Here is a 24,504-nt window from a genome sequence, read left to right as displayed (position 1 = left end):
GTCCTTTGACGCACCCCGTCACGCCGTTTCGGCCTCGACAGTCGAGAATCGGCCCAGCAGATGTCGCAGCACCGACGTGTCCATCGGTGCCTCGGAGTCGCGGATGGCGTCCAGGACTCGGTCCACGACCGCGGTGGTGCACGTCTGCGGGAAGACGTAGATCACGGCGTCCCGGGAGTGCGTGCCGATCAGGTAGATCGTCTCGCACGTCACCATCGGGTAGGGATCGATGGAGATTGCCACGCCGCGCCGGATCATGCGCGACGGCGTCTTGGTCCAGGACCGTGGGTCGTAAACAACGCGTCGGACCTCGCCGATCATCGATCCGATGACCGCAAGCAGGTCGGGCAGTTCGGCGCCAAGGTTGTTGCTGCCGGGCAGCCACGCGGCATCGACGCCGCCGCGGGTGGCCGATCTGTTGCAGAACACCAACCGGGGGGCCTTGTTGGCCACAGGAGAGTTCAGCACCATGGATGGTGCTCCCATCCGTTATACGCACACGTCGCAGACGGTCACCGCTCGGCGGGAACGCGAGGAACCTGCGACTCCTTGAGCGTAACGCAGGCACTTCGCGAACACCGATGCGCGCCGCGCGTTTCGGCTCGGCGAACCGATCGTGGCTCGTTCGTGACGAATCCCCCACAACCTCGTGATACCCGCGCTGCGGTGCCACGTCAGGGCGTGACGATGTTGAACCAGAACGGGAAGGTGTCGAGTAGGCCCACGAATTCGTCGACCGATTGGCGATTGCCCTCGAGCGTCACCTTGTTCTGGTCGATGCCGTCGGTGAGCTTCAACTTGCCCATCTGAATCTCGTTCATCGTCGCCTTGGTCAGCTTGAGGCTGGCGTCCGCATTCGGAATCGGCGCAGGCCCGTAGTTGAGTACGCCGTTCTCCACGGTGAGCACATACTGCTTGTTCAGGTCCGTGAAATCGACGTTGAGGGTGATCTTCTTTCCCGCGGCCCTCGGCCCGTTGAGCCGCACACCCAGGTAGTCGAACATCATCTCCGGCGGCATCGCATTGATGGTGTCCGGACTTGCGGTGTCCGTACCGCCGGAGTCCGGCACCCCATTGCGTAGCTCATAGGCCCCCTGCAGGTACACCGAACGCCACGACCCCGACTCGGCCTGATACCCCATCTGCTCATAACTGTCGGCCAGCAGATTCTTGCCGTGCACGCTATCCGGATTCGCGAAAACCACCTGTTTGAGCACCATCGCGGTCCAGCGATAGTTGCCGTTGTCGAAGTCGTTCTGCGCCTTCTCGAGGACCGCCTCCTCACCGCCCATGTACTCGACGTACTTCTTGGCCGCCTCCGCTGGAGGCAGGTCGTCGAGGTCGGACGGATTGCCGTCATACCAGCCCATATAGCGCTGGTACACCGCCCGCGAGTTGTGCTTCAGCGTGCCGTAATAACCGCGGTCGGGCCAGAAATTGTTGATCTCTGGCGGGAACTGGATCTCCTCTGCGATCTCGGAGCCCACCAGTCCCTGATTCATCAGCCGCACCGACTGGTCGTGCATGTACTTGTACATGTCACGCTGCCGCTTCCAGTAGTCAATGATGTTGGCGTTGCCCCACTTCGGCCAGTGGTGACTCTGGAACTTGACCTCCGTATTGGGGCCATAGGTCCGGATCGTCTCGTCGAGGAAGCTCGCCCAGATGCGCGCGTCGCGCACCTGAGCGCCGCGCAGCGTCAGCAGATTGTGCATGGTGTTGGTGGTGTTCTCTGCCATCCACATGGCCTTGAACTGCGGGAAGAAGGTGTTCATCTCGGTCGGCGCCTCGGTACCCGGCGTCATCTGGAACTCCATGTCGACACCGTCGACGGTCATCTTCGTGCCGGTGGTGCTGATGATGTCGGTCGGGATGATCAGCGTCGGCACTCCGGTCGACACGGTTTGCCCCAGACCACCATTCACCCCGCCCTGGGCGTTCCGTGGCAGCAACGCACCATACATGTAGACCGCACGGCGAGACATCGCGTTGCCGGCGATCACATTCTCACTGACCGCGTCCTCGACAAAGGCCTGCGGCGCAATGATTTTCACCTTGCCGGAGTCGACATCCTGCTGTGAGACGATGCCGCGAACACCGCCGTAGTGATCGACGTGGGAGTGGCTGTGCACTATCGCGACGATCGGGCGGGCACCGAGTTTCCCGTTGGCCAGATCCAGGCCGGCTTTGGCCGTCTCCGGCGAGATCAGCGTGTCGACCACGATCCAGCCGGTGTCGCCCTTGACGAAGGTGATGTTAGACAGGTCGTAGCCACGCACCTGGTAGATCCGATCGGGCACCACCTCGAACAGTCCGTACTGCATGTTCAACTGCGCATTGCGCCACAGGCTGGGGTTAACGGTGTCCGGCGACGGCTTGTCGTCGGCGATGTACTTCTTGTACTCCTCCAGGTCCCAGACCACGTTGCCGTCCGGGCCCGTGATGGTGAGCGTGTCGGGCTTAGCGATGAGGCCACGCTTGGCATCCTCGAAATCCGCAGTGTCGTTGAACGGCAGCGTGTCGAGCAGTTTCTGGTTGGCGGCCTTGGTGGCGTCGCTCGCCGGCTTGGGGTTGGCGTCCGTGGTCAGCGCCCCACCCGACGACGAAGTAGAACCGCCCGAGTCGTTACACGCAGCCAGCAATGACGATGCCGCCACCGTTCCCACGCCGACGACGGCCAGGCGGCTCAACGCCGTGCGTCTGGACAGTCCGCCGTTCGGGTGCTGTGTATGCGTGTTGCGCTCTAGCCGATTCTCCTCTGTGTCCATTTATCGAAAGTAGGACGTCCGCCAAACGCGTTGCCGTCGAATCACTGAATTGTCCTGTAGTCATTCCATTGGTATGCACTACGCAGAAGTTCAGTCGCAAGGACAGCCGGCCATTTCGCCCACTCCGGGTGGTCGCACATCGCTTCGACGCTCCAGCGTCTCGCGGTCACCTCACGTTGCAGCCGGTGTCCATGTTGTGGCAGTGCCCGGAACCGCTGCAGGTGCCGCAGTGGCAACCGCACGCGATCTTGGCCTGGGGTGCGGGACGCACAGGGGGCTGCTGGATGTAGACGTCCCGGTCCCGGTCTCGGTCTCCTCGGTTCGGTCTGTCGTGTCGAGGCATGCTGTCTCCCTTGAACACACTCACCCAGGAGCGTGACGTGGGCGAGTACCCAATCCTTCGCTTATGCCTTCGATGGTAGGCCTCGGGCACGCGTGTTGGAGCGTTACTGACGCGCTGGCCGAAAGCGAGCCGAATGAGTAATACGCGCGTACCACGGCTTCAATCGAGTTCTATTGCAAATCTTGATGTTCGGTTCGAGCCACGTGTGGAATTCTTGCTGAGGGCCAACACCAGGCGGATCATTCCCCTAGTGTCCAAAAGCAGGATCCACACCACGTCGGATGAAAGCGAGGCCAACATGCCCAACGGAAAGCCGAACATCGTGGTCATCTGGGGCGATGACATCGGCATCACCAACCTGAGTTGCTACAGCGATGGCGTCATGGGCTATCGCACCCCGAACATCGACAGGCTCGCCAAGGAGGGCATGCGATTCACCGATTCCTACGGTGAGCAAAGCTGCACCGCGGGCCGGGCCGCGTTCATCAGTGGCCAAAGCGTGTATCGCACCGGAATGAGCAAGGTCGGCATCCCGGGTGCTGACATCGGTTGGGCGGCGGAGGATCCGACCATCGCCGAGCTACTTAAACCCCTGGGCTACGCCACCGGCCAGTTCGGCAAGAACCACTTCGGCGATCTCAACAAGTACCTGCCGACTGTGCACGGCTTTGACGAGTTCTACGGCAACCTCTATCACCTCAACGCCGAAGAGGAGCCCGAGAGCTACGACTACCCGCACGAGGACCGCTATCCGAGGTTGTACAACCTCGCCAAGCCCCGCGGTGTGATGAAGTGCAAGGCCACCGACGACGTCTCCAGCGAGCCCGACGACCCTAAGTACGGGCCCGTCGGCAAGCAGACCATCGAGGACACCGGACCGCTGAACACCAAGCGGATGGAGACCATCGACGACGACATCGCCCAGGCGACCGTCGACTACATCAAACGCCAGCATGAGACGGACACCCCGTTCTTCGTGTGGTGCAACTTCACCCACATGCACCTCTACACCCACGTCAAACCAGAGAGCCGGGGTCAGGCCGGCCTGTGGCAGTCCGAGTACCACGACGCGATGATCGATCACGACCGCAACGTCGGCACCGTCCTCGATGCCCTCGACGAACTCGGCATCGCCGACGACACGATCGTCATCTACTCCACCGACAACGGCCCACATCGGAACACCTGGCCCGACGCGGGCACCACCCCGTTCCGAAGTGAGAAGGACACCAACTGGGAGGGTGCGTTCCGCGTGCCGGAACTGGTCCGCTGGCCCGGCAAGATCGAGGCTGGCGCCGTCTCGAACGAGATCATTCAGCATCACGACTGGCTGCCGACCCTCCTGGCCGCCGCGGGTGACCCGGACATCAGCGAGAAGCTGAAGAACGGCTATAAGGCCGGCGCCGACGGGAACACCGAGTACAAGGTGCACATCGACGGTTTCAACCTGCTCCCCTACCTGACCGGTGAGGTCGACGACAGCCCGCGGCGCGGCTTCTTCTACTTCTCCGACGACGGTGATCTGGTCGCCATGCGCTTCGAGAACTGGAAGATCGTCTTCATGGAGCAGCGCTGCCCGGGCACACTACGGATTTGGGCCGAACCGTTCACCCCCCTGCGGGTGCCAAAGCTGTTCAACCTGCGTACCGATCCCTTCGAGTACGCCGACATCACGTCGAACACCTATTACGAATGGTTACTGCGACACGACTACTTCGTCTTCTACGCCACCGCCATGGCGACAAAGTTCCTGGAGACGTTCAAGGAGTTCCGCCCGCGGCACGCACCGGCCAGTTTCAGCGTCGACCAGGCGGTCGAGAAACTGCACGAGTTCCTGGCAAAGGACTGACACGTGCCGAACTCGCAACCGAACATCCTGGTCATCTGGGGTGATGACATCGGCATCTCCAACCTCAGCTGCTACAGCCGGGGCGTGATGGGTTACTTCACGCCCAATATCGACCGAATCGCTGATGAGGGAATGCTTTTCACCGATTCCTATGGCGAACAGAGCTGCACCGCGGGCAGGGCGTCGTTCATCACCGGACAGAGCGTTTACCGCACCGGCATGAGCAAGGTCGGCATGCCCGGCGTCGACGTCGGGCTGCAGAAGGAGGACCCGACGATCGCCGAACTCCTCAAGCCGATGGGATACGCCACCGGCCAGTTCGGCAAGAACCACCTGGGCGACCTGAACAAGTATCTGCCGACTGCCCACGGATTCGACGAGTTCTTCGGCAATCTGTACCACCTCAACGCGGAGGAGGAGCCGGAGCACGAGGACTATCCCACCGAAGAGGAGGCGCCGCTGCTGCGCAAAGCCCTTCTGCCGCGCGGTGTGATCCACTCCTGGGCCACCGACGAGGACTCCGGCGAGGTCGACGAGCGGTACGGCCCAGTCGGCAAGCAGCGCATCGAGGACACCGGACCGCTGACGAAACTGCGGATGGAGACCATCGACGACGAAACGACCTCGGCGTGTGTGGACTTCATCAGGCGTCAACACGAGGCGGAAACCCCGTTCTTCGTGTGGATGAACATGACCCACATGCACTTCCGCACCCACACCAAGCCGGAGAGCAAGGGACAGGCCGGACGCTGGCAGTCGCCATACCACGACACGATGATCGACCACGACCGCAACGTCGGCACGCTGCTCGATCTGGTGGACGAGCTCGGGATCGCCGAGGACACCATCGTCATCTACTCCACCGACAACGGACCGCACGCCAACAGCTGGCCCGATGGGGCGACCACCCCGTTCCGCAGCGAGAAGGCGACGAACTGGGAGGGCGCCTTCCGCGTTCCCGAGATGATTCGCTGGACCGGAAAGATCAAGCCGCGCAGCGTATCCAATGAAATCGTCCAACATCACGATTGGCTGCCCACTTTTCTGGCCGCCGCGGGCGATCCGGATATCGTTGACAAGCTGAAGGCTGGGCACAAGGCGGGCGCTGACGGTAAGACCGCGTTCAAGGTCCATATCGACGGCTACAACCTGCTGCCGTACCTGACTGGTGAGGTCGACCAGAGCCCGCGGCGCGGGATGATCTACTTCTCCGACGACGGCGACGTGCTGGGCATCCGGGCTGACAATTGGAAGATCGTGTTCATGGAACAGCGCTGCCAGGGCACGCTCGCGGTGTGGTTCGAGCCATTCACGAAGTTACGTGCACCGAAGCTCTTCAACCTGCGCACCGACCCCTTCGAACGGGCTGACGTCACGTCGAACACCTACTGGGACTGGGTGATTGATCGTCTGTATCTGATGTTCTACGGCTCCGCGATCGTCAACCAGTTCCTGCAGACGTTCAAGGAGTTCCCGCCGCGGCAGGAGCCGGCGTCCTTCACCATCAACCACGCGGTCGAGGAACTCGAGAAGTTCCTCGCCACTCGGGGTGGCTGAACGTGGCGGAACTCGCGACATGGGCCGACGGCGCGACGAAGTCGGCAATCGTCGACTTCGTCGCCCGTATCACGACCGAGGGACCGGACTTCGTCGCGCCTGAGGAGCGCGTCGCCGTCTTCGACAACGACGGCACACTGTGGTGTGAGAAGCCGATGTACATCCAGCTGGACTTCATCGTGCGCAGGCTGGTCGAGAAGGCAGCGACCGATGCCTCGCTGGCCGCCAACCAGCCGTATCAGGCAGCGGTGGCAGGCGATCTGAATTGGTTCGGCGGAGCCATCACCAAGCACTATCAGGGTGATGACTCAGACCTCAAGGTGCTTGCCGGCGCCGTGATGTCACTGCACGAGTCGATGACCGTCGAGGAACACGCGGCGCTGGTCAACGCCTTCTTCGCCGAGGCAAGCCATCCCACGCTGCAGCGCAACTATCTGCACTGCGTCTACGCGCCGATGGTCGAGTTGCTGCGCTACCTCGAGACGCACGACTTCACCTGCTACATCGCGTCTGGTGGCGGACGCGACTTCATGCGGCCCGTCACATCGACGATCTACGGCATCCCGCCCGAACGCGTCGTCGGCAGCTCCCAGGGGCTGAAGTTCGACGGCCGCGACGGGCGCGGCGACCTGCTGATCCAGCCGACGCTCGATGTCTTCGACGACGGGCCAGAGAAACCCGTGCGGATCTGGAACCGCATCGGCAGGCGGCCGATCCTGGCCGCGGGCAACTCCAACGGCGACGACGAGATGCTGATGTACGCGGGTCGGCCGGAGAAGCCGTCGTTGCGGCTGCTGGTGCTGCATGACGATGCCGAACGCGAATTCGACTACACCGCAGGCGCGGAGAGGGTGCTGGACCACGCACAGCAGTACGGCTGGACTGTCGTCAGCCTCAAGAACGACTGGACCTCCGTCTTTGCCTGACAAACACGTTGAGATAGCGCTCAGAGTCACGCGCACTCGCACTTTCGCGCGCTCACCGCTATCTCAACGGCCTGGGCCTCAATGACGTCCGACGGCTACGCCTGGATTCCCGCCCAGACCGCGCTACTGGGCTCCGACGCGCACTACCCGGAGGAGGGTCCTGTCCGCGAGGTGACCGTCGACGGCTTCTGGATGCAGACCCATCAGGTGAGCAACGCCGACTTCGCCGCGTTCGTCGAGGCGACCGGCTACCTCACCGTCGCCGAGCGGCCGATCGACCCCGCCGACTTCCCCGACGCTCCACCGGAGAACCTGCAGCCGGGATCGATGGTCTTTCATCGCACACCCGGGCCCGTCGACCTGCGCCACCTCAACCAGTGGTGGACGTGGACGCCAGGTGCGTGCTGGAACCACCCGCGCGGCCCGAAGTCCACCCTGCGCAACCGCCAGCATCATCCCGTCGTGCACGTGGCGTTCGAGGACGTCGAGGCCTACGCCGAGTGGGCTGGCCTGGTTCTGCCCACCGAGGCGCAGTGGGAGGTGGCCGCCCGCGGGGGCCTCTCCGGTGCGACCTACACGTGGGGCGACGCACCCGAGGGTCCGGGCGAACGACTGGCCAACTACTGGCACGGCGAGTTCCCCTACCTGCCCGACACGGGTTACGGGACAACGCAACCCGTCGGCAGCTTCACGCCGAACGACTACGGCCTGTTCGACATGGCGGGCAACGTCTGGGAGTGGACGCTCGACTGGTGGACCGACACCCGTGCACTCGAGTCCTGCTGCGCGGCTGAGAGTTACGACCCCAACCAGCCGCAGTTCCAGATCGGCCGCAAGGTGATTAAGGGCGGATCGTTCCTGTGCGCGGACAGTTATTGCCTGCGCTACCGACCCGCCGCGCGCAGGCCGCAGATGGTGGACACCGGGATGAGCCACATCGGCTTCCGGTGCGTTCGAACCTAGGGCGGCGGATCGCGGCGTGCGGCGATCCACACCTCGCCCCGTCGCACGGCTTCCTCAGTCGCCTCGAACAACCGGTCTGTGGTCAGCACCATGCCATCGGCTCCCAATAGTTCGACCAGGCCTGCGTGTTCGAGCACCTTTGCCGTCGCGGGGCTGACTCCCGCGATGATCATCCTGCCGCCGTTGGCCGCGAGGTCCTCGGCCCACCGCCTCAATGCCTTGATCACCTTCGACGAGGGAACATCGGGCAGCGTGTGCATACCCAGCACCACGACGGCGTTGCGCGAGTCCTCGACTCGGGGCCAGTCCTCGTCGATCCGGGGCACCTCAGCGAAGAGCCCCACCCCCGAGTACTGCAACACCGTCACAGCGTCGTTCGCGACGGCGTCTGGCACCGGCACCACCCACCAGTCGCCGTCGGTCCGCGAGAGGGCGATCAGCTCTGCTGCCTGTGAAGCCTTGGCGCAGTACAGCACCAGCGAGGTGAGCGCACCGATCAGGATCGCAGTGTGCAACGGCAGCTGTGTCGTGGCCGCGAATGTGACCAGCATCGCGACTGCGGACAGCGGAGCGGTGCGCACCACCAGTTTGATGTCGGCCCACCGACCCATGACCAGTTCAGCGCCGATCACGAGAATGAGTCCGCCGATGACGGGCATCGGGATCTGTTCCGCCAGCGACCCCGCGACCAGCACCAGGGCCGCCAGCCACAGCCCGGCGAATATCCCCGCCCAACGCGTCTGAGCGCCGGCAGAGACCGCGACGCCGGTCCGCGAAAGTGATCCGCCGGTGGGTAGCGCGCCGAACAATCCGCCTGCGACGTTGGCCGCCCCCTGCGCCACGAAGTCACCAGATGTGCTCGGGCGGCTTCGATCCGGGTTCGGCACGGCAGCCGAGATACCGGCCGCCTGCGCGAGCCCGACGAGCGCGACCGCCAGTCCCCCGACTAACAGTTCGGGCATCGCGGCGAAGTTCGGCACCGAGAACGGCGGAAGCGCATTGGGAATGGAGGCGATATCGGCGACCGTCTCCACCTGCACCCCGAGAAGGGCGACGCCCAGCGTCACGACGACGAGCGCAATCAAGATCGCGAACGCCTCCAGCGGTTTGATGAAGTGGAACACCGCCCACACCGCGACCGTCGCCACCGCGACCAGGCAGGGCCCGACCTCCCAGGAGCCGACGTGAGCGAAGGCGTCGATGAACTTGCCGATGGTGTTGTGACTGTCCGGTCGGTACCCGGTGGCGTCGCCGATCACGCCGGCGATGATCTGCAGCGCAATACCGGCGGTGAAGCCGGTCATCACCGCGTTCGAGACGAAGTTCATGATCGATCCGAACTTCAACAGACCCAGCACCAGCATCACGACACCCACGACGATGGCCAGTGCGGCGACGTTGGCGGGGTCGGACGGATCCAGGCCGGCGTCCGTCAGCACACTGCGCGATGACAATGCCAGGGCGCTGGTCAAGGTGGTGACCATGAGCACGGTGCGTGCGAACATCGAACCGACGATGGTGGACACGACGCCGGAGTAGAGGCCGGCCACGGGGTTGAACCCGCCGATGCTGGCGTATGCCATGCCCTCTGGGATCGAGAACAGGCCCGTCACGAGGCCCGAGACGGCATCGCGGAATGTCGGTCTGCCCAGCTTGAGCCCCATCCGGATCCAGTCCCCTCAGCCGTCGCATCGTCCGACATCTGTTGATGTCGAGAACCGCGCCACGTCCCATTTCACGCCAAGTCGCGCGATTTCGTCGACGGTATCGCCCGACACGTTGCGTGGGGCCAGCGATTGCGCTTACCAGCCGAGAGTGCGAGGTTGTATCACGTTCTACATGGCTGACTGGGGAGGCGCATGACTGACGCGGTTTTGGTGACGGGGGCCTTTGGGCTAGTGGGATCGGCGACGGTGAAACGGCTCGCCGCGGACGGGCGACGGGTGGTGGCCACCGATCTCGACAACTCCGAGAATCGCAAGGCCGCCGCCGGACTGCCAGCCGGTGTCGAGGTGCGCTACGCCGACCTCACCGACCCGGCCGCGGTGGACGCGCTGATCGGCGACGTTGCGCCCGCCGCGATCATCCACCTGGCCGCGATCATCGCGCCGTTCTGCTACTCGCGGCCCGCGCTTGCCCGCAGGGTCAGTGTCGATGCCACCGGGTATCTGGTGGAGGCGGCCAAGTCGCAGGATCCGCAGCCGCGGATAGTGGTGGCCTCCAGCGTCGCGGTGTACGGGTCGCGCAACCCGCACCACATCACCGACGTGCTGTCGGCCGACACCCCGATGCGGCCAACGGACCTCTACGGCACACACAAGGCCGAAGCCGAGGAACTCGTCCGCACATCGAGCCTGGACTGGGTGGTGCTGCGCCTAGGCGGCGTGCTGACCACCGACATCAGCTTCGACATCAAACCCGAGTTCCTGTTCTTCGAGAGCGCGCTGCCCACTGACGGCCGGATTCAGACCGTCGACGTGCGTGATGTCGCGGCGGCGTTCGCGGCGGCGACCACCGCGGACTGCGTCGGCGAGATCCTGCTGATCGGCGGTGACGAGTCGCATCGCCTCACCCAGGGCGATATTGCCGTCGCGACGGCGGGCGCCATGGGTCTGGTCGGTGCCATCCCGATCGGGCGCCCAGGCAACCCCGACAGTGACACCGACTGGTTCGCCACTGACTGGATGGACACGGTGCGCGCCCAGGAAGTGCTGAAGTTCCAACACTTTTCGTGGCCCGACATGCTCGCCGAGACCGCGGAGAAGGCCGGCTGGAAGCGCTACCCGTTCCGCGCCATCGCCCCGCTGATCGGCTTCGTCCTGCGCAGGCAGTCGGCCTACCGCGACGCCCCCGGCAGGTATGCGGACCCGTGGGGCGCCATCCGCGGCAAGTGGGGCGACCCAGGGCCCGACCGGACTCGCTGAGCCAGAGTTCCTCGTTCGGCCTGCACCTCTGACAGGATCAGCGCGTGGCCATGAAGACCGAGTTCACCGCGTCGCAGAAGCGGGCACTGGCGATCGCCACCGGAGTCGCCCTCGCATTCGGTGCGTACTTCCTGCGCGGCTTCTTCATGGTCATCGTCGTGGCAGCCGTCGCGGCATACCTGTTCCACCCGCTGTTCATGTGGCTCGGCGGGAGGATGGGCAAGGGCCTGTCGGTGACGCTGACTGTGCTGGCGGCGCTCTTCGCGCTCATCATTCCCCTCAGCCTGCTGGTGCTCCTGGCGGTGGTGCAGATCAGCGCGATGGTCCGCAGCGTCTCGGACTGGGTGTCCCGGACCGACCTCAGTTCCCTGGGCGACCGGACGCTGAAGCTCGTCAACGACACGGTGGACCGGGTCCCCTTCCTGAGCGACTTCGACGTCACCCCGGCGATGATTCAGGAGCGGATGACCACCGTCGCGCAGCACGTCGGCGAGTGGGCTCTGGGCTTCCTGCAGGGCGCCGCGGGTGGTCTGGCGGGCGCGCTGACCGCAGCCGTCCTCTTCATCTACGTGTTCATCTCACTGCTGTCCAACCACGACAACGTGCAGACGCTGATCCGCAAGCTCAATCCGCTCGGCGAGGACGTCACCGACCTCTACCTGGAGAAGATGGGCGCCATGGTGCGGGGTGCCGTGTTCGGCCAATTCGTCATCGCCCTGGCGCAGGGCCTGGCCGGTGCGGTGTCGATCTACATCGCGGGTTTTCACGAGGGATTCTTCATCTTCGCGATCATGCTGACCGCGCTGTCGATCATTCCCCTCGGCGGCGGCATCGTGAGCATCCCGTTCGGCATCGGAATGGTCCTGTTCGGCAACGTGTGGGGCGGCCTGTTCGTCGTCGTGTGGCACCTGCTCGTGGTCACGAACATCGACAATGTGCTGCGACCGATCCTGGTGCCGCGTCAGGCCCGCCTGGACTCCGCGCTGATGCTGCTGGCGGTGTTCGCCGGCATCACCATGTTCGGCTTCCTCGGGATCGTCATCGGGCCGGTCCTGATGATCGTCATCGTCACCACGGTCACCGTGTACCTCGCGGTGTACAAGGGCGTTCCGATCACCGATCTCGATGACGAGGACGACGAGGACGAGAAGCCCGGCCTGCTGGCCAGGCTGGTGGCGTGGGCTCGCGCCCGGCTGGGCTCAGACCGCCAACGCGACAGCCTTCAGACCGAGCAGGCCGAGGCTGAGGACAAGGCCGAGGCGACGCCCGCTAGTTCGGACTGAGCCGCCTTTACCTAGGTCGCCAGCCGCTCCGTCAGGAAGGCGACGACGCGCTTGCGTGCCTCATAGGCCGGGTTCCCGTCCACCTCGCGCACCTGATCGGTGAGCACTGAGTGCGCCATCCGGCCGATGCCGTCCGGGTTACCCGGCTTCGAACTGATCTCGATGACCTCGAACGCGTCGCCGAGGCGCGCCTTGAGCGTCTTGAACCGGTCGCCGGGCGACATCGGGTCCTCGCTGAACCGCAGTCCCATGGCGCACAGCCCCTCGTCGGCGGCCCGGCGCTCGATGATCTTCAGCTCGGCCTCCGAGAGGCCGGGGTCTCGGCGCTGCTTCAGAGTCAACGGCAGCGGCAGCGAGGGCTGACTCATCACCGGTGCGAGCACACTGTCGTCCACGGCGGCCGCCAGGGCGAAGCCACCGGTGAAGCACTGTCCGATGACGCCGACACCCTTGCCGGGTGTGCGAGCGTTGAGGTCACGCGCGAGAGCGCGCAGGAAGTGCGCGATCGGCCGGTCGGCGTTGGTCGCGAACGCGGCGAACTCCTTGGTCACGCATCCCTTCAGCAGGGTCGGCACAGCACCCGGCCGCAGCGCCGGCGCACCAGGCGTGCCGAACAGCGAGGGCGCGGCGACGGTGAACCCGTTGTCCACCAGATGGTTTCCCAACGCCAGCACGCCGGGGTGCAGGCCGGGCATCTCGGGGATCAGGACGACGCCGGGCCCCTGGCCCTTGCGGTACACGTCGTAGGTGAGTCCCCCGCCGGTGAACGATGCGGCTTCCCAGCCGCTGAGGTCGGCTTCCGGAGCCGCCCCGGCGGCGACATCGGATTTACGTGACGTCATGAACGCTCCTAGCTGACTGGCAGTGGTGGCTGCGTCTGAGTGGCCTCCGCCAGAATACGGTACTCATCGGTACCGGCGGCGCCCGTCAGCGCCAATTGCGCCGGGCCGGTCGGACCGTTGATCCTGGTGGTCCACACCGGCCGGACGTCCTCACCGCCCTCATAGGTGACCCACTTGACGCCGTTCACGTCCTCGGCGCCGGTGGGAATCAGGCTGGTGTCCATCCAGCTGAGCAACTTGTCCTCGTCGGCGTCGCTCTGGGTCAGGCTGATGAACATGCCGGTCGGGGCAAGGTAGCCGACTCGCGAGGTCAGGGCACGCACTTCCACGCCTTCCGCATCGGTGCGACCTCGCTCGATGCTGCCGCGCGAGCCCGAGTTAGCCCGCCAGCCCTCGGGCAACTTGGGCAGCCGGATCGGAATCTTCAACGTCTCGGCGTCGGCTCCCAGTGCGGCCGGGGCGTCATACGGCGGTGTTGGCCCCTCGCCGGGACCGTTGGGGGCAAACGAGCACATCCCGAGAACACCTGCGGCGACGATGCAGACCAGCACCAGCGGCGCCATCGACCAGAACATGTCGCGCCCGTCCTGCCGCAACCGCGACTTGGCTGGCCTCGGCGGTGGAGGAGGCTTTGGCGGGTTCGTGGGCGGGACGGTCACCTTCCCAGTATCCCAGCTCCCAAGAACGGAGCCGCTAATGGGAGAATCTGGCACATGACGCCATCGAGACGTGAAGCCCCGGACCGCAACCTGGCCCTCGAGTTGGTGCGGGTGACCGAAGCCGGCGCCATGGCCGCCGGCCGGTGGGTCGGGCGTGGTGATAAGGAGGGCGGCGACGGCGCAGCGGTCGACGCCATGCGCGAGCTGGTGAACTCGGTCTCCATGCGCGGTGTCGTGGTGATTGGCGAGGGCGAGAAGGACAACGCCCCGATGCTCTACAACGGCGAAGAGGTCGGCAACGGAGATGGTCCGGACTGCGACTTCGCGGTCGACCCCGTCGACGGAACCACGCTGATGAGCAAGGGCATGCCCAACGCCATCTCGGTTCTCGCGGTCGCCGAGCGCGGCGCCATGTTCGACCCGTCGGCCGTCTTCTACATGAACAAGATCGCCGTCGGCCCCGACGCCGTCGACGTCATCGACATCACCGCCCCGATCGGCGAGAACATTCGCCGGGTCGCCAAGGTGAAAAACTCCAGCGTTGCCGACCTCACCGTGTGCGTTCTCGACCGGCCACGGCACGCGCAGCTGATCGCCGACGTGCGGGACGCGGGTGCCCGCATCCGCCTGATCTCCGACGGTGACGTCGCTGGCGCGATCGCGGCATGCCGACCGAACTCTGGCACCGACTTGCTCGCCGGAATCGGCGGCACCCCGGAGGGCATCATCACCGCGGCCGCGATCCGCTGTATGGGCGGTGCCATCCAGGCCACGCTGGCACCCACCGATGACGCCGAACGCCAGAGGGCCATCGACGCCGGTCACGATCTGGACCGGGTGCTGCACACCGAGGATCTGGTGTCGGGCGAGAACGTCTTCTTCTCCGCCACCGGCGTCACCGACGGCGACCTGCTGCAGGGTGTCCGCTACTCCGGCGGCGGCTGCACCACACAGTCGATCGTCATGCGATCCAAGTCCGGCACCGTCCGGATGATCGAGGCCTACCACCGCCTCACCAAGCTCAACGAGTACTCCGCGGTCGACTTCACGGGCGACAAGTCCGCGGCCTACCCCCTGCCCTAATCCCACCCACCTCCGATCTATCGAACAGGGAGCACATGACCGCCGACAACGACGTCGAGTACCGCATTGAGCACGACACCATGGGTGAAGTGCGTGTGCCCGTCAACGCGCTGTGGCGCGCACAGACGCAGCGCGCGGTGGAGAACTTTCCGATCTCGTTCCGCCCGCTCGAGCGCACCCAGATCCGCGCGATGGGCCTGCTGAAGGGCGCCTGTGCGCAGGTCAACAAGGACTTGGGCCTGCTGGCTCCGGAGAAGGCCGACGCGATCATCGCCGCAGCAGGTGAGATCGCCGACGGCCTGCACGACGACCAGTTCCCGATCGACGTGTTCCAGACCGGGTCGGGCACCAGCTCCAACATGAACGCCAATGAGGTCATCGCGTCCATCGCGGCAGCCAACGGCGTGAGCATCCACCCCAACGACGACGTCAACATGTCGCAGAGCTCGAACGACACGTTCCCGACCGCGACCCATATCGCGGCGACCGAAGCCGCTGTCCGCCATCTGATTCCGGCACTCGAGGTGCTGCACGAGTCGCTTGCCGCCAAGGCTCGCCAGTGGCGCACCACGGTCAAGTCCGGCCGTACCCACCTGATGGACGCGGTGCCCGTGACGCTGGGCCAGGAGTTCGGCGGCTACGCCCGCCAGGTCGAGGCCGGTATCGAGCGGGTCAAGGCCACACTCCCCCGGCTCGGTGAACTCGCCATCGGCGGCACCGCTGTCGGCACCGGGCTCAACGCCCCCGACGGCTTCGGCGCGAAGGTCGTCGACGTCCTGGTGAGCCAGACGGGAATCGCCGAACTGCGCACAGCGGCCGACTCTTTCGAGGCCCAGGCTGCACGCGACGGGCTGGTCGAGGCATCCGGCGCGCTGAAGACCATCGCGGTCTCGCTGACCAAGATCGCCAACGACGTGCGTTGGATGGGCTCGGGTCCGCTCACCGGCCTCGGCGAACTCCAGCTGCCCGACCTTCAGCCCGGCAGCTCGATCATGCCAGGCAAGGTCAATCCGGTGCTGCCCGAGGCGGTTACGCAGGTCGCGGCCCAGGTGATCGGCAACGACGCGGCCGTCACCGTGGGCGGCCTGTCGGGCGCCTTCGAACTCAACGTCTACATCCCGATGATGGCCCGCAACGTGCTGGAGTCGTTCACGCTGCTGGCCAACGTGTCGAAGTTGTTCGCCACCAAGTGCATTGACGGCCTGGTGGCCAACGAGCAGCACCTGCGCGAGCTGGCCGAGTCCTCGCCCTCGATCGTGACACCGCTCAACTCGGCGATCGGCTACGAGGAGGCCGCCAAGGTCGCCAAGGAAGCACTCAAGGAGCGCAAGACCATTCGGCAGACGGTGATCGACCGCGGGCTGATCGGTGACAAGCTCTCAGAGGCTGAACTCGACAAGCGCCTGGACGTGCTCGCCATGGCCAAGGTCAAGGATGGCGACTAACCACTTCCCGCACCTCTTCCCGAGTGTGAACGTGGCGACGTTTGAGGCCCGATTCCGTCGTGACGTTCACACTCGGTATGGCCTGACTCACGGACTGCCATGAGTGCCCTCAATGAGGTTCGCGTGGGCGTCACCGGTCTGCTGACGGCCTACCAGTACCTCGCCGACACCGGCAAGATCGAACGACTGGCGGCGCTGTTCGCGCCCGACGGAGTACTGGAGATCGGCGCCGAGAAGTTCACCGGCCCAACCGAAACGCTGGGCATGTTCACTCGTGCCGGCGCACAGTTCGCCGACGCCGACTTCCTACCCGCCCGCCACCACCTGAGTTCGATTCACGTCGAGCCACAGCCCGACGGCAGCGCCAAGACCTACGCGTGCTTCCAGTTCATCGGCACCCGCGGCCTCGACCACTGGGGCACCTACCGCGACATCGTGGTGCCCAGCACCGACGGCAACCCGGACGGGGCTGGCTGGCGGTTTTTGCTCCGACGGGTGATCACTGAGGGTTTCGCGCCGGGGTCACATCTGGCGCCCCCAGCCACCTGATCCCCGGCCACGCGCTCAGGCTGTGGATCACCAGGCTCAGGCTGACGGTCACCGCCACCACCTGAATGATCAACGACTCCTGCGCGAGATCACCACGGTCGACCACCAGAAGCCCCAGCACGAGCGTGCTGATGCCACGCGGGCCGAACCACCCGATGAACAGTCGCTCGCGCATGGGCACGTCGCTGCGCACCAGCGCCACCGACACCGCAACCAGACGCACTCCCAGCACCGCGACGATCGCGAATACGATTATGCGCCAGTCGGCCTCGCGCCAGCCGACGATCACGGCGTAGCCGCCGAACATCGCGAACACCAGTAGTTCGAGCAGCTGCCCGGCGGCGGCCGACACATGCATGTCCGGGCGTGAGCCGACGTGGCGCGCCGCGAATGCGAAGGCCAGCCCGCCGGCGAACGCCGCGACGAATCCGCTGCCGTGCAGGTGTTCACCGACCTGGAAGCACATCAGCGCGATGGCGAGCGTCGCCAGCTGTGCCCACGTGTCGCTCATCCATCCGCGTTTACGCGACGCACCGATCACCCAGCCGCCCAACAGTCCGACACCCAAGCCGACCACCACGGACATCAGCTCCGTGCGGACCAGAAACCAGCCCCAGTGCGTCTCGTTGGAGTCGGCCCGCTCGGAAGCCACGGCAAGCGCGGCGAGCAGGACCGCCAGCGCGAAACCGTCGTAGAAGCCACTCTCGGTGGACAGTGCGTGGCGGATTCGCTCCGGGATTCGATCGTTTTCCAACAGTGCGTGGATCAGCGCGACCTCCGTGGGCGCGACGATCGCGGCCAGGCACACCGCCTCCCACAGCGGCATCACCGGCAGCACCAACACCGCGGTCAACACGCCCAGCACCATGGTCAGGGGAATGCCGATCGCCAGCAACCGGAAGGTGACGTCGCGTCGGCGTACCACCGCCGAGAGATCAAGTGCGGCTGCTTGATTGAACAGGATCACGGTTAGGGCGAGCTGCGCCAGCACCGTGAACGTCGAGGTGTCCGGACCGCCCTCCAGCAGGTCGAGACCGAACGGCCCCAACGCCATTCCGGCCAGGACGAAAATCAGCGCGGGTGCCACATACCAGCGCTTCACCAATCCGGACACGACGGCGTAGCACACCACCAGCAGGGTCAGGACGAACGCGGTATTGGTCGCCATCCGACCTCAGGCGCCGTTGTTGGGGCCGCCGGAGTTCTGCCCCTCGATATCGGTGATCGGGATGTTCGGCATCGGTGCGGGTGACGGTGTGTTCGGCAACGCCGGGATGTCGGCGGGCGCGACGTCGCGTAGTGCGTTGACGGGCGGCCCGTTCTCCCTGCTGCCGTACGAGGTTCCCGGTGCGAGCGGGCCGACCATGTGGCTGACCGTGACGAGGTGGTAGCCGTTGGCCTTTAGCACCGGGATGAACTGATACACCATGTCGACGGTCGAGGAGTAGGTGTCGTGGAACAGCACCACCGAGTTCGGCTTGATCTGGCTCATCAGCAGGGCGCGAGTGGCTGCGAGGTTGGCGTCGTTGGCCCAGTCGAATGGGATGACGTCCCAGTTGACGTCGGCCAGCCCCTGCTTCTTGGCCTCGGCAAGAACCTGATCGTCGATCAACCCGCCCGCCGTGCGGACCAGGGTCGGCCGCTGACCCGTCGCCGCCTCGATCGCGTCATTGGCCCTGCTGAACTGGGCCGGGATGTCCGCGGGCGGAATGGTGGTCATATTGGGGTGTTCCCAGGTGTGACTGCCGATCTCCATGCCCGCGTCGGCGATGCGCTTGGCCCCGTCCGGGTTGGCCGCCACCTTGTTGCCGATCAGGAAGAAGGTGGACTTCGCGCCGTTGTCCGCCAAGATCGAGAGCAGTCGGTCGGTGTAGGGGCTCGGCCCGTCGTCGAACGTCAACGCGACGCACTTGACCACCGCACAGTCCACGTCGTCGGCCGCTTCGGCCGGGGTGGCCACCTTGACGTGCCCTGTGAGGCCGCCGACGACCACGATGGCCACGCCAGCGCAGACGCCCGCGACCATGCGCCAGTACGACCACGCTGAACTGTCGGGCCGCTTGCGCACGGTGGCAGCCTACCGGGCGATTTGGGCGCGCTAAGGAGCGGTGAGCGCTCCTTAGCGCGCCCAAATCGCACTCAGGTCACGGCAGGGCGCCGGGGCTGATCTCCTCCAGCATCTCGGTGACCAGCGCCGCGATCGGCGAGCGCTCACTGCGCAGCAGCGTGATGTGGGCGAACAACGGGTGACCCTTGAGCTTCTCGATGACGGCCGCGACACCGTCGTGGCGGCCGACGCGCAGGTTGTCGCGCTGGGCAACGTCGTGGGTGAGCACCACCCGCGACCCGGAGCCCAGGCGTGACAGCACCGTCAGCAGGACGTTGCGCTCGAGTGACTGGGCCTCGTCGACGATGACGAAGGAGTCGTGCAGCGAACGGCCGCGGATGTGGGTCAGCGGCAGCACCTCGAGCATGCCGCGCGAGAGCACCTCCTCAAGCACCGCCGGGCTGGCCAGCCCCTCGAGGGTGTCGAACACCGCCTGCGCCCAGGGCCCCATCTTCTCGGCCTCGCTGCCGGGCAGGTACCCGAGTTCCTGGCCGCCGACCGCGTAGAGCGGGCGGAACACCACGACCTTGCGCTGTGTCCGACGCTCCAGCACCGCCTCCAGGCCGGCGCACAGGGCCAGGGCCGACTTGCCGGTCCCCGCCTTGCCACCCAGCGACACGATGCCGACCGACTCGTCGAGCAGCAGGTCCAGGGCCACGCGCTGCTCGGCCGACCTTCCCCGGAGGCCGAACACCTCCCTGTCCCCTCGAACCAGCTGCACCCGCTTCTCGGCGGTCACCCTGCCGAGGGCGTGCGAGCTACCGCCCAGCAAGCGAATACCGGTGTGGCAGGGCAGGTCTCGAGCCTCCGCGAGGTCGATCTCACCCTCGGCAAACAGGGCGTCCACCTCGTCGCCCACCACGTCCACCTCGGCCATACCGGTCCAGCCGGAGGTGACGACGTCCTGGGCGTGGTACTCGTCGGCGGGCAGGCCGACCGCACCTGCCTTGACGCGCAGCGGAATATCCTTGCTCACCAACGTCACTCGCTTGCCCTCGGCGGCGAGGTTGGCCGCACACGTGAGGATGCGCGCGTCGTTGGTGTCGGTCCGGAAGCCCAGAGGCAGCACCGTCGGGTCACTGTGGTTCAGCTCGACCTGCAGCGTGCCGCCCTGCGTCCCAACGGGAATCGGCTCATCCAGCCGCCCGTGCTCGATCCGGAGGTCATCGAACAACCGCAGAGCCTGACGGGCGAACCAGCCGAGCTCGTGATGGTGTCGTTTACCCTCTAATTCGCTGATGACCACCAGGGGAACCACCACTTCGTGCTCGGCAAATCGCGTGATTGCCCACGGATCAGACAGCAGCACAGAGGTGTCGAGCACATAGGTCCGAACGGACGATTCAGTCACGTGGCGCTCCTTGGCCTTCGCGACCCCGCGGAGGCCTCTCGGCGGACACCGCGGTACCAGGACCGGGGCCGGCCCTTCTCAAATCGAGAACCGGTACCAACCGGACAGCGAAGCAAGTTGCTAGCCATCGACAGCGACGCTACTCCCGCGCAAGCAGGTCCGCCCCTCGGCGCGCCGAGACCCGAATGTGACTACTGCGTGACGAACTGGCGAAGGTCTGGCTCGTCGGCCAGACCCCATGCCTGGACGCGATCGGAGATCACCGCACGCAGGGCGTCGGCGTCGAAGATCCCGGCCTCGGCGACCTGCGCCACCTTGTCCTGGTAAGCGTCGATATCGCCGCCGACCGGCCCGAAGTCCGCGACACGTTTGGCGATGGCGGCAACCGTCTCGCCCCGGTGCTCACTCAGGCAGTGGGCCACCAGGTTGTGGAAGAACTGCTCATGGCGTTCCTCATCGGTGGCGATTCGGCCCATCAGACCCTTGAGCACCGGCTCCTCGATCTGCGCCTCGAGATTGCGGCAGAACACGGCGTGCGCCCGCTCCCAGACAGCCATGAACGCCAGGGTCTCGATCTGCGAGTACGAGTCGGCGCGGTAGCCCTTCATCACGTGCTCGACGCGGACGTCCTCGTTGGCCGACGGATCGATCTCGCGTGTCACCACGAGGTAGTTGCGCAGCACGATGGCGTGCAGGTGCTCCTCGGCGGTCCAGCGGCCCAGGAAGCGGCCCCACTGCTCGTCCAGGATGAAGTGGTCGACGAGTTCACGGTGGACACCCGCGAGGTTGTCCTTGTTGATGAGCAGGATCTCGAGGGCGTCGGTGATGGGCTTGGGCAGAGTGACGTCCGACGGCTCCCAGTCACGACCGCCGAGGAACGCGAAGTTCTCGCCCTGTTCCCACGGCACGTAGTCGTGTCCGAACCAGAGGTCCTCGGTTGCGAGGTGCCGCTGCAAGTTCTCCGCCACGACGGGTTCCAGCTCAAGGGTCAGCGCGTTCGCTACCGGCTTCTCTGCCATGAAAGTAACTGTAACCCAAATTCACATGTTCTTGAAAATCGGGGTCGTCGGGCGTGTCCCGGAGCCAGGAGAATGGCTCCGGAACCCGGCGACGGTTAGAGCGTCAGCCCCGGATACAGGGGGTTGGCGTTCAACAACTCGGCCGACGCCGCATGCACCCGATCGGCGGTGCCCTCGGCCAACAGGTACTTGGCCTTGGACGGCCCCGACGGACCCGCCGCGGGCTGGGTGTTCGACAGGACGTCGACGACCAGTTCGGCCACCCGGTCGAAGTCGGCGGCGCCGAAGCCGCGCGTGGTCAGCGCGGGCGTGCCGAACCGGATACCGCTGGTGTACCACGCGCCGTTCGGGTCGTTCGGGATCGAGTTGCGGTTCGTGACCACGCCCGCGTCGAGCAGCGCCGACTCGGCCTGGCGGCCGGTCAGGCCGAACGACGTGACGTCGAGCAGGACGATGTGGTTGTCGGTACCGCCGGTGACCAGACGCGCGTCACGCTTCAGGAAGCCCTCGGCGAGCGATTTCGCGTTATCCGCGACGCGCTGTGCGTAACCCTGGAACTCGGGCTGGCGGGCCTCGGCCAACGCCACGGCCTTGGCGGCCATCACGTGCGACAGCGGTCCGCCCAGCACCATCGGGCAACCCTTGTCGACGGCCGGGGCGTACTCCTCGGTCGCCAGCACCAGGCCGCCGCGCGGGCCGCGCAGTGACTTGTGCGTCGTCGTGGTGGTGACGTGGGCGTGGGGCACCGGATCCTCGTCGCCGGTGAACACCTTGCCCGCGACCAGACCGGCGAAGTGCGCCATGTCGACCATCAGGGTGGCGCCGACCTCGTCGGCGATCTCACGCATCTTGGCGAAGTTCACCCGGCGCGGGTAGGCGGAGTAGCCGGCCACCAGAATCAGCGGCTTGAACTCGCGGGCTGCCGCGGCGACCACGTCGTAGTCGATCAGGCCGGTCTCGGGGTCGGTGCCGTAGCTGCGCTGATGGAACATCTTGCCGGAGATGTTGGGCCGGAAACCGTGCGTGAGGTGGCCACCGGTGTCCAGCGACATACCGAGCAGGCGCTGGTTGCCGAGCTTGGCGCGCAGCTTCTCCCAGTCCGCCTCCGAGAGGTCGTTGACATTCTTGGCGCCCAACTCGGCGAGTTCCGGGGCCTCGATGCGGGTGGCGAGGATGGCCCAGAACGCGACCAGGTTGGCGTCGATTCCGGAGTGCGGCTGGGCGTAGGCGTAGGGCGCACCGAATAGTTCGCGCGCGTGCTCGGCGGCCAGCGCCTCGACGGTGTCGACGTTCTGACACGCCGCGTAGAAGCGGTGCCCGACAGTGCCCTCGGCGTACTTGTCGGACATCCAGGTGCCCATCGTCAGCAGCACCGCGGGTGAGGCGTAGTTCTCGCTGGCGATCAGCTTGAGCGAATCACGTTGGTCAGCAAGTTCTTTACGCGTCGCCGCAGCGACGCGCGGTTCGACGGACTCGATGACTCGAAGGGCGGCCTGGTAGGCCTCGCTAGCGGTAGCGGCGTACTCGGCGCCGGGGGCCACGTACGGCGTCGCGGAGGTGTCAGCGGTCATGACCTTCAGCGTAGTCGGGCCGCTACCGGCGGCTTATACGCCATAGCCCTCGTTGCCGTGGGTCAAGCACGCAGACTCGACGGGATCAGCGGTTCGTCGAGCAGGCGGCCGAAGCGCTCGGTGACGGTCACACCCTCGGGCCGGTCGTCCAGCCAGCCCCGCAGCAACCGGTAGCCCTCGACATAGGTGCTGGTGTAGGCCCGCCACAGGGGTGACGACAGGAATCGCATGGCCTGTCGTGCCCGCTCCTCACTGACCAGCAGCCAGCGCTGCAGGAACGCAGCCACCTCGTCGGCGTCGCGGTGCTCGTCGTGCAGCATCAGTGCGGCGTCCTGGCGGACGTCGGCCAGCGCGGCCGACGCCGCCGAGATGGCCTCCGCGCGTTCACCGTCGAAGCGCAGCCCGAGGTCGGCGTACACCTCGGCGGCCCACGACCCCCAGTTCGGGCCGATCGCCGCGTGCAGGGCGAGGTCGGCGAGCCCCTCGGCCATCAGGCACTGCGGCGTGTTGACCAGGAAGATGGTCTGCTCGGCCTGCCCTTGGCCCTCGACGAGGCCGGCTTCCTTGCGGCAGTGCTCGGTGTGGTGTCCGGGGTAGGACTCGTGGGCGACCAGACGCGGCAGGTTGGACATCTGCTGTTTGAGGTCAGCGTTCACCGCGACGGTCGACCGGTAGTCGCCCTCGTAGTAGTTGAAGCCCGACCACGGCTTGTCGGTGACCACCTCGTAGGTGATGGTCTCGGCGGCGGGCAGCGGGTAGTCGACCCGCACCCTGTCGCGCAGTGCGCTGGAGAAGGCATGGATGCACTCCTCGAGGCGCGCGGGCGGAATCTCCTCGGCGACGCGGTGAGCCTGCATCCGGTCGGCAAGCGATCCGCTGCCGCCGACCGCCTCCTCGAGCTTGCGGTGCGCCTCGCGGTAGCGGTCGGGGTCACCCTTGACGATGTCGACGTCGAAGTAGTCGCGCACCTCCTCGACGAACCCGACGTCCTCCCCCGCGAACTTGCGTCCCGCGCAGGCCAACGCCTTCAGATGCGCGGCGAGGTAGTCGGCGCGTGCCGGGTCCAGGCCGTCGACCCGCGGTACCTCGGCGAGCAGCCGCTGGGCCTCGCGGGCCAGCGCGGCGGGATCGGGCGTGGGTTCGGACTCGACGGTGCGACGCAGCGCGGGATCGCCCGTGAAGGAGTCCACGTAGCCCTCCTCGATACGGTCGAATCGCAGACCAAGCAGCAGATAGTCGCGGATCACGGTGGTGGCGTCCATGAC

General features: G+C 65.9%; 20 protein-coding genes. 9 read left to right on the top strand and 11 right to left on the bottom strand.

Annotated features, from left to right (window positions below; translation table 11 throughout):
• Positions 1-18 precede the first annotated feature (18 nt).
• Positions 19-471, bottom strand: a complete 453-nt coding sequence (locus ACZY0X_RS10170) for a DUF5994 family protein (protein WP_463769945.1) — start codon at positions 469-471, stop codon at positions 19-21.
• A 203-nt stretch (positions 472-674) separates the two neighbouring features.
• Positions 675-2,768: an alkyl/aryl-sulfatase gene (locus ACZY0X_RS10165; protein ID WP_463769943.1), complete on the bottom strand. Its 2,094-nt coding sequence runs from the start codon at positions 2,766-2,768 to the stop codon at positions 675-677.
• Positions 2,769-3,409: 641 nt separating this feature from the next.
• On the opposite strand from ACZY0X_RS10165, the gene ACZY0X_RS10160 reads away from it, so the two are divergent.
• From ACZY0X_RS10160 to ACZY0X_RS10145, 4 genes are all read left to right on the top strand, one after another.
• Positions 3,410-4,960, top strand: coding sequence for an arylsulfatase (locus ACZY0X_RS10160; RefSeq protein ID WP_463770608.1), 1,551 nt, complete (start codon positions 3,410-3,412; stop codon positions 4,958-4,960).
• 3 nt (positions 4,961-4,963) lie between these two features.
• Positions 4,964-6,517 (top strand): arylsulfatase, encoded by a 1,554-nt coding sequence (locus ACZY0X_RS10155; RefSeq protein ID WP_463769941.1) that lies wholly within the window; start codon positions 4,964-4,966, stop codon positions 6,515-6,517.
• Between the two features lie 2 nt (positions 6,518-6,519).
• The gene (locus ACZY0X_RS10150) at positions 6,520-7,443 is read left to right on the top strand and encodes an HAD family hydrolase (protein WP_463769939.1); all 924 of its coding nucleotides are present in this window, start codon (positions 6,520-6,522) and stop codon (positions 7,441-7,443) included.
• Positions 7,444-7,524: 81 nt separating this feature from the next.
• The gene (locus tag ACZY0X_RS10145; protein ID WP_463769937.1) at positions 7,525-8,406 is read left to right on the top strand and encodes a formylglycine-generating enzyme family protein; all 882 of its coding nucleotides are present in this window, start codon (positions 7,525-7,527) and stop codon (positions 8,404-8,406) included.
• Here the strand turns inward: ACZY0X_RS10145 and ACZY0X_RS10140 are convergent.
• Positions 8,403-10,070: a SulP family inorganic anion transporter gene (locus tag ACZY0X_RS10140; RefSeq protein ID WP_463769935.1), complete on the bottom strand. Its 1,668-nt coding sequence runs from the start codon at positions 10,068-10,070 to the stop codon at positions 8,403-8,405. The two genes, ACZY0X_RS10145 and ACZY0X_RS10140, sit on opposite strands and share 4 nt — an antisense overlap.
• Positions 10,071-10,265: 195 nt before the next feature.
• Here ACZY0X_RS10140 and ACZY0X_RS10135 point away from each other — a divergent pair, with 195 nt between their 5' ends.
• A complete protein-coding gene (locus tag ACZY0X_RS10135; protein WP_463769933.1) occupies positions 10,266-11,330 on the top strand; it encodes an NAD-dependent epimerase/dehydratase family protein in 1,065 nt (354 codons plus the stop codon).
• Between the two features lie 50 nt (positions 11,331-11,380).
• Positions 11,381-12,613 carry an AI-2E family transporter gene (locus ACZY0X_RS10130; protein ID WP_463770607.1) on the top strand — a complete coding sequence of 411 codons (1,233 nt, stop codon included), beginning with the start codon at positions 11,381-11,383 and terminating at the stop codon, positions 12,611-12,613.
• Between the two features lie 11 nt (positions 12,614-12,624).
• Here ACZY0X_RS10130 and ACZY0X_RS10125 read toward each other — a convergent pair whose 3' ends face one another.
• Complete coding sequence (locus ACZY0X_RS10125) at positions 12,625-13,455, bottom strand: dienelactone hydrolase family protein (protein WP_463769931.1); 831 nt, start codon at positions 13,453-13,455, stop codon at positions 12,625-12,627.
• 8 nt (positions 13,456-13,463) lie between these two features.
• Positions 13,464-14,114, bottom strand: coding sequence for a DUF4245 domain-containing protein (locus ACZY0X_RS10120; RefSeq protein WP_463769929.1), 651 nt, complete (start codon positions 14,112-14,114; stop codon positions 13,464-13,466).
• 54 nt (positions 14,115-14,168) lie between these two features.
• On the opposite strand from ACZY0X_RS10120, the gene glpX reads away from it, so the two are divergent.
• From glpX to ACZY0X_RS10105, 3 genes are all read left to right on the top strand, one after another.
• Positions 14,169-15,197 carry a class II fructose-bisphosphatase gene (gene glpX, locus ACZY0X_RS10115; protein WP_463769927.1) on the top strand — a complete coding sequence of 343 codons (1,029 nt, stop codon included), beginning with the start codon at positions 14,169-14,171 and terminating at the stop codon, positions 15,195-15,197.
• A gap of 35 nt (positions 15,198-15,232) precedes the next feature.
• A complete protein-coding gene (locus ACZY0X_RS10110; protein WP_463769925.1) occupies positions 15,233-16,642 on the top strand; it encodes a class II fumarate hydratase in 1,410 nt (469 codons plus the stop codon).
• 99 nt (positions 16,643-16,741) lie between these two features.
• Complete coding sequence (locus tag ACZY0X_RS10105; RefSeq protein WP_463769923.1) at positions 16,742-17,191, top strand: nuclear transport factor 2 family protein; 450 nt, start codon at positions 16,742-16,744, stop codon at positions 17,189-17,191.
• Here the strand turns inward: ACZY0X_RS10105 and ACZY0X_RS10100 are convergent.
• The 6 genes from ACZY0X_RS10100 to ACZY0X_RS10075 all read right to left on the bottom strand — a co-directional run bounded on the left by ACZY0X_RS10100 (position 17,142) and on the right by ACZY0X_RS10075 (position 24,501).
• The gene (locus tag ACZY0X_RS10100; protein WP_463769921.1) at positions 17,142-18,359 is read right to left on the bottom strand and encodes a cation:proton antiporter domain-containing protein; all 1,218 of its coding nucleotides are present in this window, start codon (positions 18,357-18,359) and stop codon (positions 17,142-17,144) included. The genes ACZY0X_RS10105 and ACZY0X_RS10100 overlap by 50 nt on opposite strands.
• A 6-nt stretch (positions 18,360-18,365) precedes the next feature.
• Positions 18,366-19,259: a polysaccharide deacetylase family protein gene (locus ACZY0X_RS10095; RefSeq protein ID WP_463769919.1), complete on the bottom strand. Its 894-nt coding sequence runs from the start codon at positions 19,257-19,259 to the stop codon at positions 18,366-18,368.
• 76 nt (positions 19,260-19,335) lie between these two features.
• Positions 19,336-20,649 carry a PhoH family protein gene (locus ACZY0X_RS10090; RefSeq protein ID WP_463769917.1) on the bottom strand — a complete coding sequence of 438 codons (1,314 nt, stop codon included), beginning with the start codon at positions 20,647-20,649 and terminating at the stop codon, positions 19,336-19,338.
• A 191-nt stretch (positions 20,650-20,840) separates the two neighbouring features.
• Entirely contained in the window at positions 20,841-21,668 is an 828-nt protein-coding gene (locus tag ACZY0X_RS10085; protein WP_463769916.1) for an acyl-ACP desaturase, read from the bottom strand.
• Between the two features lie 95 nt (positions 21,669-21,763).
• Positions 21,764-23,239: a glycine hydroxymethyltransferase gene (locus ACZY0X_RS10080; RefSeq protein WP_463769914.1), complete on the bottom strand. Its 1,476-nt coding sequence runs from the start codon at positions 23,237-23,239 to the stop codon at positions 21,764-21,766.
• A gap of 62 nt (positions 23,240-23,301) precedes the next feature.
• Positions 23,302-24,501: a DUF885 domain-containing protein gene (locus tag ACZY0X_RS10075; protein WP_463769912.1), complete on the bottom strand. Its 1,200-nt coding sequence runs from the start codon at positions 24,499-24,501 to the stop codon at positions 23,302-23,304.
• Positions 24,502-24,504: the final 3 nt, after the last annotated feature.

The organism is Mycobacterium sp. IDUB_39, from assembly GCF_055419205.1.
Note: the sequence above shows the minus strand (reverse complement) of the source record. Positions and strands in the feature narration are given on the sequence as shown.

Coding starts and splice junctions, on each gene's coding strand:
- ACZY0X_RS10160 (WP_463770608.1), top strand. CDS start 3,410: ATGCCCAACGGAAAGCCGAACATCGTGGTCATCTGGGGCGATGACATC.
- ACZY0X_RS10075 (WP_463769912.1), bottom strand. CDS start 24,501: ATGGACGCCACCACCGTGATCCGCGACTATCTGCTGCTTGGTCTGCGA.
- ACZY0X_RS10105 (WP_463769923.1), top strand. CDS start 16,742: ATGAGTGCCCTCAATGAGGTTCGCGTGGGCGTCACCGGTCTGCTGACG.
- ACZY0X_RS10130 (WP_463770607.1), top strand. CDS start 11,381: ATGAAGACCGAGTTCACCGCGTCGCAGAAGCGGGCACTGGCGATCGCC.
- ACZY0X_RS10145 (WP_463769937.1), top strand. CDS start 7,525: ATGACGTCCGACGGCTACGCCTGGATTCCCGCCCAGACCGCGCTACTG.
- ACZY0X_RS10100 (WP_463769921.1), bottom strand. CDS start 18,359: ATGGCGACCAATACCGCGTTCGTCCTGACCCTGCTGGTGGTGTGCTAC.
- ACZY0X_RS10140 (WP_463769935.1), bottom strand. CDS start 10,070: ATGGGGCTCAAGCTGGGCAGACCGACATTCCGCGATGCCGTCTCGGGC.
- ACZY0X_RS10110 (WP_463769925.1), top strand. CDS start 15,233: ATGACCGCCGACAACGACGTCGAGTACCGCATTGAGCACGACACCATG.
- ACZY0X_RS10080 (WP_463769914.1), bottom strand. CDS start 23,239: ATGACCGCTGACACCTCCGCGACGCCGTACGTGGCCCCCGGCGCCGAG.
- ACZY0X_RS10125 (WP_463769931.1), bottom strand. CDS start 13,455: ATGACGTCACGTAAATCCGATGTCGCCGCCGGGGCGGCTCCGGAAGCC.
- glpX (WP_463769927.1), top strand. CDS start 14,169: ATGACGCCATCGAGACGTGAAGCCCCGGACCGCAACCTGGCCCTCGAG.
- ACZY0X_RS10165 (WP_463769943.1), bottom strand. CDS start 2,768: ATGGACACAGAGGAGAATCGGCTAGAGCGCAACACGCATACACAGCAC.
- ACZY0X_RS10135 (WP_463769933.1), top strand. CDS start 10,266: ATGACTGACGCGGTTTTGGTGACGGGGGCCTTTGGGCTAGTGGGATCG.
- ACZY0X_RS10085 (WP_463769916.1), bottom strand. CDS start 21,668: ATGGCAGAGAAGCCGGTAGCGAACGCGCTGACCCTTGAGCTGGAACCC.
- ACZY0X_RS10170 (WP_463769945.1), bottom strand. CDS start 471: ATGGTGCTGAACTCTCCTGTGGCCAACAAGGCCCCCCGGTTGGTGTTC.